This is a genomic window from Komagataeibacter nataicola (genome assembly GCF_003207795.1).
GTDB classification, from domain to species: domain Bacteria; phylum Pseudomonadota; class Alphaproteobacteria; order Acetobacterales; family Acetobacteraceae; genus Komagataeibacter; species Komagataeibacter nataicola.
In genome coordinates this window covers 27,362-42,199 of the sequence record NZ_NIRT01000016.1, presented here as the reverse complement: position 1 = coordinate 42,199, position 14,838 = coordinate 27,362, and the positions used below count along the sequence as shown (strand labels likewise).

Annotated in this window: 9 protein-coding genes; 4 read left to right on the top strand and 5 right to left on the bottom strand. The window is 58.3% G+C overall.

The annotated features are described in order from the left end of the window. Nucleotides 1–46 precede the first annotated feature (46 nt). From CDI09_RS10265 to CDI09_RS10255, 3 genes are all read left to right on the top strand, one after another. Nucleotides 47–2,638, top strand: coding sequence for a TonB-dependent receptor plug domain-containing protein (locus tag CDI09_RS10265; RefSeq protein ID WP_211308940.1), 2,592 nt, complete (start codon nt 47–49; stop codon nt 2,636–2,638). A gap of 318 nt (nt 2,639–2,956) precedes the next feature. Then, on the top strand, nt 2,957–3,415 hold the full coding sequence (locus tag CDI09_RS10260; protein ID WP_078526048.1) for an Rrf2 family transcriptional regulator: 459 nt from the start codon (nt 2,957–2,959) through the stop codon (nt 3,413–3,415). Between the two features lie 241 nt (nt 3,416–3,656). Continuing rightward, nucleotides 3,657–5,048, top strand: a complete 1,392-nt coding sequence (locus CDI09_RS10255; RefSeq protein ID WP_078526046.1) for an NAD-dependent succinate-semialdehyde dehydrogenase — start codon at nt 3,657–3,659, stop codon at nt 5,046–5,048. Nucleotides 5,049–5,160: 112 nt separating this feature from the next. On the opposite strand, the gene CDI09_RS10250 is transcribed toward CDI09_RS10255, so the two are convergent. The 5 genes from CDI09_RS10250 to CDI09_RS10225 form a co-directional block, all read right to left on the bottom strand. Then, a complete protein-coding gene (locus CDI09_RS10250) occupies nt 5,161–5,724 on the bottom strand; it encodes a phosphatase PAP2 family protein (RefSeq protein ID WP_078526044.1) in 564 nt (187 codons plus the stop codon). 574 nt (nt 5,725–6,298) lie between these two features. Continuing rightward, complete coding sequence (locus tag CDI09_RS10240) at nt 6,299–7,621, bottom strand: cytochrome c (RefSeq protein WP_110571314.1); 1,323 nt, start codon at nt 7,619–7,621, stop codon at nt 6,299–6,301. Beyond that, nucleotides 7,614–9,251, bottom strand: coding sequence for a GMC family oxidoreductase (locus tag CDI09_RS10235; RefSeq protein ID WP_078526038.1), 1,638 nt, complete (start codon nt 9,249–9,251; stop codon nt 7,614–7,616). Before CDI09_RS10235 ends, CDI09_RS10240 begins: the two co-directional genes overlap by 8 nt. A gap of 17 nt (nt 9,252–9,268) precedes the next feature. Next, nucleotides 9,269–9,886 (bottom strand): sugar dehydrogenase complex small subunit, encoded by a 618-nt coding sequence (locus CDI09_RS10230; RefSeq protein WP_078526036.1) that lies wholly within the window; start codon nt 9,884–9,886, stop codon nt 9,269–9,271. A 461-nt stretch (nt 9,887–10,347) separates the two neighbouring features. Then, on the bottom strand, nt 10,348–13,254 hold the full coding sequence (locus CDI09_RS10225) for a TonB-dependent receptor (RefSeq protein ID WP_078526034.1): 2,907 nt from the start codon (nt 13,252–13,254) through the stop codon (nt 10,348–10,350). A 203-nt stretch (nt 13,255–13,457) separates the two neighbouring features. Here CDI09_RS10225 and CDI09_RS10220 point away from each other — a divergent pair, with 203 nt between their 5' ends. Then, nucleotides 13,458–14,564 carry a glycerophosphodiester phosphodiesterase gene (locus tag CDI09_RS10220; protein WP_078526032.1) on the top strand — a complete coding sequence of 369 codons (1,107 nt, stop codon included), beginning with the start codon at nt 13,458–13,460 and terminating at the stop codon, nt 14,562–14,564. Nucleotides 14,565–14,838 lie beyond the last annotated feature (274 nt).

Sequence of the window (14,838 nt, the reverse complement as noted above, 5' to 3'; positions counted from 1 at the left end):
AGCCGCTAATAAATAAGATGACGAGCTATGGATTGCGGGGCCCTCAATGAACAGACGCACTTCTCTTTTGATTACGACTATCTGCTCTTTTGTTTCCTGTGGAGCGATGGCCGCCACGCCATCTGGTGGCGCGACAACAGCGGATCAGAAGGGAAGCACCGTGCGTGCGCACCACACCGCAACCGCGCAGACACAGGCGCACAGCCGTGCCGCCACCACCCTCAGGGCTAACAAGGCAGATAATGGGGGCGTGAACAGTTCCGGCGTCGAACAGATCAGCGTCTCCACCGGCACGCACTCCACCAACCGCAAGGCGCGTGACAGCATGAGCCCGGTCTCGGTCATCAGCGGGGCGGCACTGCGCCGCTCGGGCCAGATGAACCTGGCCGATGCGCTGACCCGCACCAATGCCTCGATCAATGTCAGCGCCATGGGCGCCGATGCGGGCGCGCTTACATCCTCCATCCGCATGCGCGGCCTGAACCCGAACGAAGTGCTCGTGCTCGTTGATGGCAAGCGCCGCCACACCACGGCCAACCTGTATGCGGATTCAGGCCCGGAATCAGGTTCCACCCCTGTTGACCTGAACATGATCCCCGCCAACGCCATCGACCATATCGAAGTGCTCGAGGATGGCGCGGCCGCCATGTATGGCTCGGACGCAATCGCCGGCGTGGTCAACATCATTACCAAGAAGCAGGATCACGGCCTCAATCTAAGCGGCCAGACCGGTGCAAACGCCTATAACGGCGATGGCTGGAACTACCAGCTCAATGCCGATGGCGGCATGAAGCTCGGTCAGGACGGCTTCCTGCACATCAGCGGGCAGATGTACCACACCGACCATTTCGTGGCCAACAACGCGCGTGATCATCGCCTGCTCGGCTCACAGCCCTCCTATGCCGCCAGCCCGACCTATACCGGCCCCAATGCCGGCAAGATCGCCACGAACTCCAACAAGATCATGAGCACGCCGGAAGAAACGCGCGAAAATCTTTCGATCGAATGGGGCAAGCAGTTTACGCCCGGCATCAATTTCTATGGGCTGATCACCTATGCCCATCGTCACGCGGAAGCTTACGAAAACTACCGCACGCCCGATGTCGGAGCCTCCTGCAGTGGCTGTGTCGCCATGGCGCCCTATGGCTTCTCCCCGCTGGAAACCATGGAAGAAAACGATTTTGCCGCCACGCTGGGCCTGAAGGGTGACAACTTCATGGGCTTCAACTGGGATCTCAGCACCACCTACGGCGAAGATATCGACAAGATCGGCAACAAGAATACCCTCAACAGCTATTACGTTAACAATTACGGCACCAGCCCGCGCAAGGCGCGCGCCGAGAGCTACAGCATGGTGCAGTGGACCAATAACCTTGATTTCCGCCGTCATTTCAATATCGGGAATACTGTTCCGATGACGCTGGCCTTCGGCGCTGAAGAACGGATGGAATCCTACAACATTACCGCAGGTATTCCCGCCTCTTATGAAAACGGCGGCACGCAGGGTTATGCCGGCATTTCACCCGCATCGGCCGGCACGTGGTACCGTGATATCTGGTCGTGGTACCTGGATGGTGACTTCCACCTGACCAAAAAATGGGAACTCGATTTCGCGGGTCGACTGGAGCATTACACCGACGTCGGCAATACCGAGAACGGCAAGATTTCAACACGCTATAACTTCAACAAGCGCGTTGCCATCCGTGGCACCATCAGCACGGGCTTCCGTGCGCCCACGCTGGCTGAATCGCACTTCAGCGCCGTCAACGTCTCGCCCACCGGTGCTAGCGGCCTGCTGGCAGCGGACTCGGCTGCGGGCCAGGCGGTGGGTGCCACAAAACTGAAGCCCGAGCGCTCGACCAGCGTCAGCGGCGGCATCGTGCTGGAACCCGTTAATAATTTTCATGTCGAAGCGGATGTCTACCAGATCAACCTGCGTGACCGCATCGTGCAGGACACCAATTTTGGTGGCGATACGCCTTATGGCAACGGCATGACCCAGGGTGACCGGGCCGCCCAGGTGATCAACACCATGAGCGCCATTCCCGCGGGCCTGACCGATCACAGCGACATCTATGCCGATTACTTCACCAACGGCGCCAGCACCCGCACGCAGGGCGTAGACATCAAGGCGGATTACCTCTTCCGCTTCCACAAGTATGGCAACCTCGCGCTGTCCATGTCGATTGACCTCAACCGCACGCGTCTGCACCATAACGGCGCGAACCTGAACCTGGCCGATATTGCCTCGATCACGTCTGACAACCCGCGCAGCAAGATCATCCTGAACGCCTATTACACCTACAAAAACTGGGATTTCAACATCCGCCAGACCCGTTATGGCCAGACCAGCGACATGGTGCAGTACCAGGACTGGATGCCCAAGGGTCTCCGCTATTCCAACGATCACCTTCAGCAGTTCATCAACACCCCGCACTGGATGACCGATATCGAAATTGGCGTGCGGTTCCAGAAGAACTGGCACTTTGCCGTCGGCGCGAACAACGTGTTCAACGTCCGTCCCCGCATGATGTCACAGGAACTCAATGCCCTTGGCGCCATGCCGTATGATGAGAACTCGGCGCAGATCCCCATCACGGGTGGCTACTACTACGGCCGCATCAACGCCAACTTCTGATCTTCTCCGCCTTTCCTGACGACAATGCCCATGGTGAAAGCCATGGGCATTTTCTGTTTCCCTGCCGGGCTTCAGCTCATGCGCGGGTGGCACACTGTCCCACCTCCTCATTGCCACGGTCGTGCGCAGTGCATGCCCTGACTGCGCCCGTAAGCCGTCCCTTCCCCCACTGCCATGCCGCCCGCGTGCAACCCGCCTGAAGATGCTGACCTTTTCCCCAGATCAGCCTGTCCGCCCTGCGCCTTCATCGGACGCAGCCGGAACGGGGAATGGCATTATCCACTGGAATTAAGAGGGGAAATCTATATATCTCCTTTCATGCGCCTGACCCTGCATACCGATTACGCCCTGAGAACCCTGATCTATCTGGGCATCCATACCGACCGCCTGACATCGATCAGGGAGGTCGCACAGGCTTATGGCATTTCGGAAAATCATCTGATCAAGATCATCCACAGGCTGGGACAGGGCGGCTTTGTGGAAACCATCCGTGGCCGTAATGGCGGCCTGCGGCTGGGGCGGCCCGCCGCGAAAATCCTGATCGGTGATGTCGTGCGCTATACGGAAGAAGATATGGGGCTGGTGGCCTGCATGCAGCCACCTCAGCCTGAAAGCCTGACACGCAGGGGGGGCTGCATTCTGAGCGATGTGTGCCGCCTGCGCGGCGTGCTGAATGAAGCGCTGGAGTTATTCATCTCGGTGCTGGACCGTTATACGCTGGCGGATGTCATAACCGACCGGGAACGCAAACTGCTCGACAGACCGCTTCCTGCCTGAGCGCGCCTGAAGCCTGAGGCGCGCGGACGGTAAATTCCATTTTACCATGCTCCTCCGCCCTTGGCGCAGAGCAGGTCAGGCAGCAGAAAAGTCCGGTTTTCCGCAAAAAATCTTCACGTTCTCTCCGCTTTGACGGAAAATCAGCTTTTGCACGTTCGGGGCGTTAGTGATAGCTGAAACGATTCTTGCACGCCTGCACGTGGAATATATACTTGACGAAACTCTAAGGAACAGATTGTCCATGGCTTATGCTACGACCAACCCTTATACTGGTGAAAAGCTGAAGACTTTCCCCGATGCTACGGATCAGGAAGTCCAGACCGCGCTGACCGAGGCTTATGACGCCTTCAAGGCCTGGCGCCACACCTCGTTTGCCAAACGTGCGGAAGTGATGAAGGCCGCGGCTGCCATCCTGCGTCGCGACATTGACAAATATGCCCGCCTGATCACGCTGGAGATGGGCAAGACATATGCGGAATCCAAGGCCGAGACCATCCTGTCGGCAGAGATCTTCGAATACTACGCCGAACATGCCGAGCGCCTGCTGAAAGCCGAGAAGCTGCCGGTCGCCAGCCCCGATGAGGGCGAGGCCATGATCATCCACCAGCCGCAGGGCATCGTTTTTGCCATCGAGCCGTGGAACTTCCCTTACTATCAGGTGGCCCGCATCATCGCGCCGCAGCTTTCCGCCGGTAACACGGTGCTGCTCAAGCATGCCTCCAACGTGCCGCAATGCGCCGCCGCTTTCGATACGCTGATGCAGGAAGCAGGCCTGCCCAAGGGCGGCTTCCGCAACCTGTATGCCGCCCGCCACCACACCGAGGTGATCCTGAGCGATTCGCGCGTCTGCGGCGTTGCGCTGACCGGCTCCGAAGGCGCGGGCGCCATTGTGGCTGGCGTTGCGGCCAAGGCGCTCAAGAAATCCACGATGGAACTTGGTGGTTCCGACGCGTTCGTGGTGCTGGAAGATGCCGACCTGGAAAAGACCGTGAAGTGGGCCGTGTACGGACGCCACTGGAACGCGGGCCAGGTCTGCGTCTCGGCCAAGCGTCTGATCGTGGCTGACGCGATCTATGACCGCTTTGTAGAGCTGTACAAGAAGGGCGTCGCAAGCCTGAAGGCAGGCGACCCGATGGACCCGGCAACGCAGCTGGCGCCCCTCTCCTCGCAGAAGGCGGCCGACGACCTGCGCGCGCAGGTTGAAGAAGCCAAGAAGCATGGCGCTGTTGTGGAAGTGATTGGTGCGCCCGTGCCGGAAAAGGGTGCCTTCTTCCAGCCGCTGCTCATGACCAACCTGCACGAGAACAACGAAGCCCGCCACTGGGAGTTCTTTGGCCCCGTAACGCAGCTTTACCGCGCCAAGGACGAGGCCGATGCCATCCGCATCGCCAATGACTCCCCCTACGGGCTGGGCGGCGCCGTCTTTACGAAGGACACCAAACGCGGCGTCAAGGTTGCCGAGCAGATCTATACCGGCATGGTTTACGTCAACCACCCGACCATGGTGAAGGCCGACCTGCCGTTTGGCGGCGTGGCCCGCTCGGGCTATGGCCGTGAACTGATCGGTCTTGGCATCAAGGAATTCGTCAATCACAAGCTGATTGACGTGGTGGACATTGACGCCCCGTTCTGATCCGGACAGATCAGGTAAAAAACCGGGCACTGGCTGAGACATCCCGTCTTGGCCAGTGCCTGTTCTGGTCTCTGGCCGCAGACCATTCTGAAATTATTATTATCCAGTCAGATTACGTAATAATTTTTCTGGGCAAGAACATTGAGCGTATCGCGCCTTCAATGCCCAGATGCGCCCCATGAAACAGCACGGCCACGCATGCCACCCCCGGCAGCAGATAGAGCCATAACCGCTGCGGCACAGGCCCACATGCACGCCCCAGCACCAGGCCTGCAGCACAGCCAACTACTCCCCCTGTCACAACCTCGAACAGGGTATGGGTATGCAACGCCATGCGGGTGCATGCCACGACAATGCCAATGCCTGATAACGGCACCAGCATGAGAGCCGGAAAACGCATGAAATAGCGGCGCCCCAGCAGCACAAAAAGGCCGCCATACACCATGCACGCTGCCGCGACATGCCCGCTGGGGCTAATGATGGCGGTCTGTTCAACCGCGGCATAATAAAGACCAGCTATTTTAAGCAGCAGCATGACCGCCAGCAACATGACGGCGGTAACCGCCCAGACCACAGCGCCACGCCACCATCCGTTCACAGCCATGATAAGGGCCACCGTTACCATCACCGGCAGCATCACGGCCTGATCGGCAAAATCGGTGATGAAATGCAACATTATGATCTTGTGCCCCGTTTACACCTGTCGTGCCTATCACAGACACTCACCGCTCGCTAGCAAACACCGCCCCCGGCAGCGGCTTGCCGTATTCGGCGCCAATCGGCCACAGGGCTCGATATTTCGTGCTTGAGGGACAGAAGCCGTCTGCTATGCTTGAGGCATGCGCTACTGGATCAAACGGATCTTGCTGCAATCAGGGGAAGTCGTGACCGAACGCGAACTCCGCGCTGATCAGAACCTCTTCAACGGTCCGGTTCCCGTAGTGGGTGATATGGTGAATGTTGAATGACGTGGCCGCACATTCGCAGCAAAAGTCATCTGGGGCCATGGGCCAGGCAGAAACCATGCGCCTGATACGATCGTTCCGCTGCGGGTAGAAGAACACGGCTTTGATACAGCAAAAACGCCAGTGCATTTTCCACCCCGGCGCAAAAAGTAAATAATACAGAGATCTATTTTTTTACTGCAACGGCAGAACAAAGCTTTCCCACGCTGACAGTATTGCAAAGACCCGCCCCGGCGGCCCTGCACCCCTAAATGGGGATGCAGGCACTGCCGGGGCGTGAAGCCTTTAGGGAGTCTTGGGCAGTTCCTTGCCCATTTTTTCCACCTGTTCGGCGGTTACACCGTGGTCGCCGCTGCCAAATGTGGCCGTGACGTAGTTGACCACACTGGCGATCTCGGCATTGCTCAGGCGCTCCACGTCGGAGCTCTGGTTGAAGGCGGGCATATACACATGCACTCCACCCGCATTACGGTCCACGCCATTGAGCACGGCCATAATCAGGTCATCGGGCCGTGCCGAGCCAACAACCGAGTTATGGAACAGCGAGGGTGCATAATGATCGGCCGTGCCCGCGCCATTGCCACCATGGCAGGCCGCACAGTTCGCATCATAGATCTGCGCGCCATCCATCTGGTCAAGCTTGTCGATGCGGGTGAGGTCGCCCGAGCGGACATCCGCCTCTTCAAGTGGCTTGCCATACTGCTCACGCGGGCTGTGCTCGGCCTCGTCATCCTTGGCGGGCACCTGCAGGATGTAGGCTGCAAGCGCATGCAGGTCATCATCGGTCAGATGACTGGTGCTATGCTCCACCGCCTCGCCCATCGGGCCGGCTGCCTGGCTCAGGCCTGCCACATGGCCGGTCTTGAGGTACTCAACGAGATTGTCCTCGCTCCAGTTGCCGATGCCGCCGGTCTTGCTGGAGGTGATGTTAGGGGCATACCACCCGAGCAGGCTCGCGCCAGACAGGTAGCTGTCCTCTTTCTCGCTGAGCATGATGTTGCGCGGGGTATGACAGGTGCCGCAATGCTCAAGGGCACGGGCCAGGTACTTACCCCGGCGCAGCTTGTCAAAGGTAGCGGAATCACCGGTCTCCGGGGTTTCGCTGGTGGCCACCATGTTCCACAGCCCCATGGTGATGCGCAGGTTAGCCGGAAAGTTGAGCGATGTGACCGGCGGCGTCTCGGCCACCGGCTTCACCCCGTGCATGAACCATGTATACAGCGCCTTCACGTCACCATCCGTCATGCCGGCATAGGACACGTAGGGCATGGCGGGATAAAGCCGGCTACCATCACGGCGGATGCCATGGCGCAGGCTCTTCTCGAAATCCTCTTCCGTGTATTTGCCAATGCCATGATCGGGATCAGGCGTGATGTTGGTCGTCACCACATCGCCCATGGGTGTGGTGATCTTCAGGCCACCTGCAAACGGCTTGCCGCCAGGGGCGGTATGACAGGCAACGCAGTCGCCTGCCGTGGCGATATATTCGCCACGGGCCATAAGGTCGGCAGAAGGATCATCCGCCCGGGCGGGAACGGCAGAAAATGTTGCAAGAGCAGTGCCTGCGGTCAGGACCGACCACAGGATCTTGCGCGTCACGTCAGGCATGGGCGAGTTCTTTTTTAAGCGTATCAGCCACGCGCAGGGCAAGTGCGGCGACTGTCAGGGTGATGTTGCCGGTTCCGACCGAAGAGAAAACGGACGAACTCGCGATGAACAGGTTCTCGTGGTCATGCGTGCGGCAGAAGCCGTCCACCACGGAATCCTTCGGGTCGGTGCCCATGATGGTGCTGCCTGCGGGATGGTCCTGCGGGAAGTAGCCCGGCGTCCATTCCTCGTCCGTGCCATGCATGAGACCGATCAGATCGCGGAACAGGCCGCGCGTGTGCTCACAGCTCTTCACCGTATATTCGGGCAGCTTGTAATAGACCTCGGGGTGCGGAATGCCGAGCATGTCCTTGTTGGTCTTGCTCAGCGTCAGGCGGTTGTCCGGGTCGGCAAGGCCTTCGTTATGGCTGAACAGGCGCACCGTGTGCGAGGCGAGATAGCGGATCTGCTCCTCAAGCTCGCGCCCGACATACCCCTTGGCAATGGCAAGCTGCGTGGCAAGGTCGACCTGGTTGTCATCGACCATGTGCACAAGATACGCACCACGCTCGTTGCGCCAGTCACCATCGCGGAAATTGTCAATCACGTTGGTTTCCAGCGGGCCACGACCCGGCCACAGGGCCTTGTCGCCACTGATGAAGCTCACCTGCACGCCGGTGTGGTCCATCATGTTGCGGCCCACATGGCCCGAACTGTTGGCAATGCCGTCAGGGCTCTGCTCATCGGCAGAGAACAGCATGAGCTTCGCGGTCTCGATGCAGTGCGCCGCAATCACGAAATACTTGCCGGTCACGCGGTGCGATCCCTTGTCGGGATCGTAATAATGCACGGCGGTCACGCGCTTGTTGGCGCTGTCACGCTCGATTCGGTACACCACGGCGTTGGGCACGAACTTCGCCCCGGCCGCCTCGGCATGATAGACGGAGTAGCTGCCGTTATACATGGCCCCGATCGGGCAGATGGGCATGCAGTTGTTATGCCCCTCGCAGGTCGGGCGGCTGTCATACGGGCGGGTGTTGCGGGCCTGCGGCTCATGCACCACGCGATACGGTGTCTTCTCGCCAATCAGCTTGCGAAACTGCTGGGCTGCGTAGGAAATGGGCAGCGCATCCATCGGGTAAGGCTGCTTGCGCGGCGAACCGAGGTCTTCCACCGACGGATCGGGGCCACACACGCCCATCATCACCTCGGCCTGGTAGTAGAACGGCTCGAGATCATCATATTTCAGCGCCCAGTCACGACCCTGGCCATAGCGGGTCTTGAGCTCGAAATCCGATGGCAGGTAACGCCACGCGCAGCCCGCCCAGTGCCATGTGGTGCCACCCATCATGCGCAGATAAACCTGCTGGTAGGCCTCGGCATCGGGGCCGGTGGTGTGCAGGTACTCGTTGGGGGTGATCTGGTTGGGCGGATGACGCGCCCACGGCACCGCCGGGAACGGCCCCTGATAGGAGGGCTTGTTCTCGAGGTTGCGGAAATTCTCGACAAAATGCTGGCGGTCAACCCGAGGCCCCGCTTCAAGCACGATGACGGAAATACCCGCGCGCGCCAGTTCGTTGGCAATGGAGCTGCCAGCGACGCCGGAGCCGACGATCACGACGTCAGCAGATAGGTCTTGTTCGGACGGCATAAAAAAGGCTCCGGATATCAGGTAGGTTCGATCACGAGTTTCGAAGGCGAAAGGGCAGGTTCACCAGTAGGAACAGCCACTTCCGGCGGGGTCTGGGTCCAGTAGAACGGGCCCCCGGTTGCATAGGTCTTGGGGTAGATCGCATCCTTGGTGATGTCGAACATCAGCGCGGAGCGGTAGACCACGACCTTGTGATCGGCCAGGCCGCGATACCAGCCGGTCATGATATCCTGAATGACATCCTTGAACACGGGATCCTGATGCTCGGCGGCGGAGGCGAGCGCGCGGGCGGAGGCGAAGCTGCCGCCAGTCATGAAGTCATGCAGCTTCTGGATCTGGTCGCGCCGCTCGGGCACCGCGTTGATGATGCCCGCATACAGGGCATTGCCAATGCGCGGGTCGAGCGTGTCACGGTCCGTCAGGCGCTGCGACAAGGCCATGAACAGCGGCACGCCCGTGTCGTCCTGCCCTGCCGTGGCGGCCATGCCCTGCCTGCTGCCCGTAACGACAGCGGCGGCCCCGAGCGCGCCAAGCAGCGCATCGCGGCGCGACATGCGCAGCGCCCGGTTCAGTCTGATGGCATTGGGGGTGGAACGATGAATACTGGTAGGAAAACAGGGCCGGTCTGCAGCCATCTAGGGTCGCCTCTCATGCACGTTGGTCCAGCAGGAATGCCGGAAGACAGGCATGACCATGCGGGATGCAATAGTGTTTATATCGATACCGCTCCTTACTGCAGTCCCGCAACCTTTTATACCCCCATCTCCGCGTATAGCAGCTTCACGTCCCATGAGTAAAAGCAGCGGTGATGCGGGCAGGACATGTTTTGTAAAAATATAGTGACATGGCCAGACCACCCGCCACCATAACCGCATGCCCCCGCACAGAAGACAGAACCATGCATGAAGGCCATTATGATGCCATGAGGCGTTCTGATTATGAAATACGTTTTAATATGTATTTGAAAAGAATCATTAATATTTCAGTTTTCCATGAACATAATGATCCCGTTCCTGTTCATTTCAATCATCGCCCGCTACACTACCATGCCCGGGCGGGCAGCGTTTGAAAATAACTCCGCCAGGCATGTAATCCGTCAGTTGAAAACAACATGGAAATAAACGGCACGGCCATAATTATCCATCTCATCAACATATTGCAGATGATTGCCGGTTACATAGCGCGGCTGCCAGTTGGCGAGGTTCATGACTTCGTATTTCAGTGTAATGCCCGGATAGACCTGATGCCAGAAGCCAAGGTTGAAGGTGAGGAAGTTGCCAAACCCGTCAGATGCGCCCGGCGTTGCACCAAAAGAGGTGAAATACTTTCCTGAATAATTGACGGTGGTGCGCAGCGCGCCTTTTATCTGCGGAATGTGCCATGTCATCATACCATTGGCGATAAAGCTGGGCTGGTAGATCATGGCATTGTAATTGACCACCGACGTACCGTTTGAATAACTTTCATGGCCCTTGAGCCATGTCACGTTCGCCTGCAGGTCAATAATCTGGCCAAAGGCGTGCAGGTTACGGTTCATGACATTGAATTCAATGCCCTTGACCCCGGCGGACTGCGCGTTCACCGGCATTGTCACCTGATAAAGCGTGCCTGTATTATCTGTATAAAGCGAGCGGCTGGTAACAATATCGTCCTTGATCCATTTACTGAAGAACGCAAGGCTGACCATGCCATTGCCACGGTTGAACCATTTATCAACCGAAATATCAAAGTTCTGGGACCGACGGGGCCTGAGGTGGGTATTGCCCTTGGAAATGGTGCAGTCTGTACCTCCCGAGTCATCATCACCACAGCTCTCGGATGCCGCCATGGCGATCTGCCCCGGCGCGGGGCGACCGATGGACTGGCTGTAGGATGTATGCACCGTAACCTCATGCGGGAAGTGATGCACGACATCAAACGAGGGTAGCGGGTTGATGTAAGACCCGCCCTGCTTTGTAAAACCGGGTGAAACCGTCTGCGTCGTGCCGTTGATCTGGGGAGCCCAGCCCGCATAATTGGTGGCGTCAGCCCGCACACCGGCAATAAAGGCGGTATGTTTCCAGATGTAGTGCAGCGAGACATAGCCGTCGAATATGTTCTCACGATATCTGTAGTTTGAAATGCCGCTATTATAGAGAGATTTTTTCTGGTCCACCGTCAGGCTGGACCAGTTGAAAGTATAGCCATTGGGGCCGATGAAGGTCTCGGGATAGGTATTGTTCCAGGGCACATGGCTGCTCTGGAGCATCTGGCCGGTGAAATTTTCCGTGCTGTCGTAATAGGTCTGCTGCTCATTATGGTCGAGCGTCAGTTCACGCCACTGAAAGCCGCTCACGATGCCAAACCCCCTGGCGTTCCTGTCGGCATTCCAGCTGTAATCCAGCCTTACGGATGGCACGCGCTCCGATGCGCGCTCCCATGTCTGGTAGGAGCCATCATTATACAGGTTCCATGTCGCGGTCTGTGCGGCGGTGGGGTTTGACAGCGGCCCCTGCTGCCACATGCCATCGCCCGAGGGGTAGCCGCTGTAACTGGCGGTCAGTTTTTTCGGGTAGGCACGTGCGGCAATATAGGGCTGGTAATCGTTATAGTCCTCCATCGTATAGCCCGCGCGCAGGATCAGGCTGTGCTTGTCCTTGTGCCAGTCAAGATGCCCGATAATGCCACTGTTCTGTCGGTGCCATTCGTTCTGCCTGCGGCGCGCGTAGATGCTGTTGACGGGAATATCCATCCCGTCCTCGCTCGTAACCGTGTTCTTCAGGTTATAGTCTTCCTTGTCCATGACCGAATGTTCCCACCGCGCGTAGGACCACCCCATGACCGACATGTACAGGTTCCTGTCGGTGGGTTTCCATTCCAGCTTGCCCGAGCCGCCAATATTGGTCACGTCATTGGCGTACTCACCTGTTGAATACTGGCTGGGCCTGACATGCCCGGTCCATGAGTTGCCGGGCGTGGTGCTGCTCGTGCCATCGGCATTGTCATAATCATAGGCCTGCCAGTTCTTGGTCGTGTTACGCGCGCGCTCCTGGTAGCGCATGGACAGCACGATGCCGAACTCATGGTGCCTGCCGAACGTATCGGAAAACGTGCCCTTGGCCCCCTCGCCCATATGCGGCGCATAACCCTTGAGCCCATTGGCCCCCACGCCCCCGCGCTTGCTGGACCAGATGCCATAGGCATCGAGGTATTTGTACATGCCTTTATGGTCAAAGGCACTCATGGGAATGAGATCGATCACGCCGCCAATCGCATCGCCATCCTGCTCGGCGGTGAAGCTTTTGTACACGTTCATCCGCGAGGTCATTTCCGATGGAATGTCCTGCAGGTTGACGCGCCGCGTGCCCGCACTTCCGCTCTCGCCAATGGAGGAGAGGGTAATGCCGTCCATTGTCGTATGGTTCAGGTCGGGGCTGATGCCGCGCACGCTGATGTAGCGCGGCTCATCGCCATCGGTAATGCCGGTCACGCCAGGCAACTGGATCAGGGACTGCGCCACCGAAGATACGCCGCCAAGGTTTTCAAACGGGTCATACGCCACCGTATCCATGATGATGTTGGAGGTGCGTTTCTCGTTCTGGCTTTTCTTGTGGGCTACGACAAACATCTTTTCAATGTCGTTCACGTCGCCCTTCTGTTCGCTTCCGTTCGGCAACGTGCCTGTTTTACCCGCCTTCCGGTCTGCCGCGCCTGAATGGATGATGAAACCGCCGTCATTCACGCTCTCGGCCGTAAGCCCGCTATGGGCGAGCGCGCGTCGCACCGCCTGTGCCGCCGTCATGTTGCCATTGACCGCATCCGCCCTGATATGGGCCACCTGCTGCGGCGTGAAAACGATGTTCTGGCCCGTCTGGCGCCCCAGCGCCTCAAGCGCCTGCGCCATGGGCTGGGCGGCAATATGAATGGTCCGGGCCTCGGCGCGCGCCCATGGCATGACCAGACTGGCCGTGCCAGCCGTAACAAGTAAAAAAGCACGGAAATCACACCGGAAGCGGACTGTCATGTATCATGGTTCCTGTTAGCGGGCGCCAAAAGCCGTCATGACAGGAGAGACAATCGAAAAAGCGGTTTTCTCCTTTTGCGGAAAAACTTTCATTAAACTGTCATATTGTATTTCCCGGTTAAGCGCCGTTCTGGCCAGTCGCCCTCCATTGCTCCGTGCGTATTCTTGTTTAAAATTGGCGCACGCTTTTAAAGGACAGAGGCATGCTGACACGCAGACAGGCCATGACAGGCACATTAATGGGCATGGCCGCGCTGACAGCAGCCCGGCAGGCTTTTGCAAACCCTTCCCTGGCACCGGTGCCCTCCGTCATGGCGCATCGGGGGGCATCGGCCCTGCGGCCCGAGCACACGCTCGCCGCCTATGCCCGCGCCATTGCCGATGGGGCGGATTATATCGAGCCTGACCTCGTGCCCACGCGCGATGGCGTGCTTGTCGCCCGCCATGAAAGCAATATCGCGGGCACGTCCGATGTGGCCAGCCACCCCGAATTTGCCAGCCGCCGCCGCACCATGACCATTGATGGCAAGGCGGAAACCGGCTGGTTCACGACCGACTTTACCTTAGCCGAACTCAAGACCCTGCGCGCCAGGGAACGCCTGCCCGCCATCCGTGCCCACAATACCCGCTATGACGGGCATTTCGATATTCCGACATTTGAGGAAGTGATCGACTTTGTCGCAGCCGAGGCGGCAACCCGCGGGCGCGTGATCGGGCTGATACCCGAAATAAAGAATTCAACGCATTTCCATCAGTTGGGCCATACGCCGGAAGAAACGTTCCTGCACGTCATCGCCGCCCACGACTACACCCGTTACTGCCCGCTTGAGGTGCAGTCCTTCGAGACGGCGAACCTGCGCGCGCTCCATGGCCGGGTGCAGGCCATCAACCCACAGGCCCGGCTCATGTTCCTGATGGGCGGGCGCACGGAAACGGTGCCCGACACGCTGGGCACAGCCAGGACAGTCACGTTTGGCGACTTCATGACCCCCGATGGCCTGCGCGGCGTGCGGGCCTATGCCGATGTCATTGGCCCCTCGAACGATGACATCATTCCGCGTGATGCCTCCGGCGCGTGGCTTGCCCCCACCAGCCTGATCGATGATGCCCACGCCGCAGGACTGCTGGTGCATTCCTACACCTTCCGCCCCGAGAACTTTTTCCTGCCCGCGCAGCTGCGCAATGGCGAGGGCGACAGCGCGCGTAACGTGCCCGGCTCGATTGCCGAAATACGGCGCCATCTGGATCTGGGGCTTGATGGCTTCTTTACCGATGACCCAGCCATAGGGCGCATGGCGCTGGGACTGTAAAGCCGGGAGGCACCCCGGAAGCAGAGGGGTGCCGTGATATATTACCAGTTCTTTGATAATTTATTTATTACATATTTATATATTTTATTTATTTATAGTTCTATACTTTATAGAAAATCTCAATTATAATAATAATTTCTCATTTTTGATGATTTAATACTTATATTCAGGGCATACCTCGCGCGATTTTGCATAATCAGGCGGTACGATCATTTTCATTACCCTATAGTAAAAGATGCATTGCGATAGTAATATTCAGCGCCAAGGCTATCTG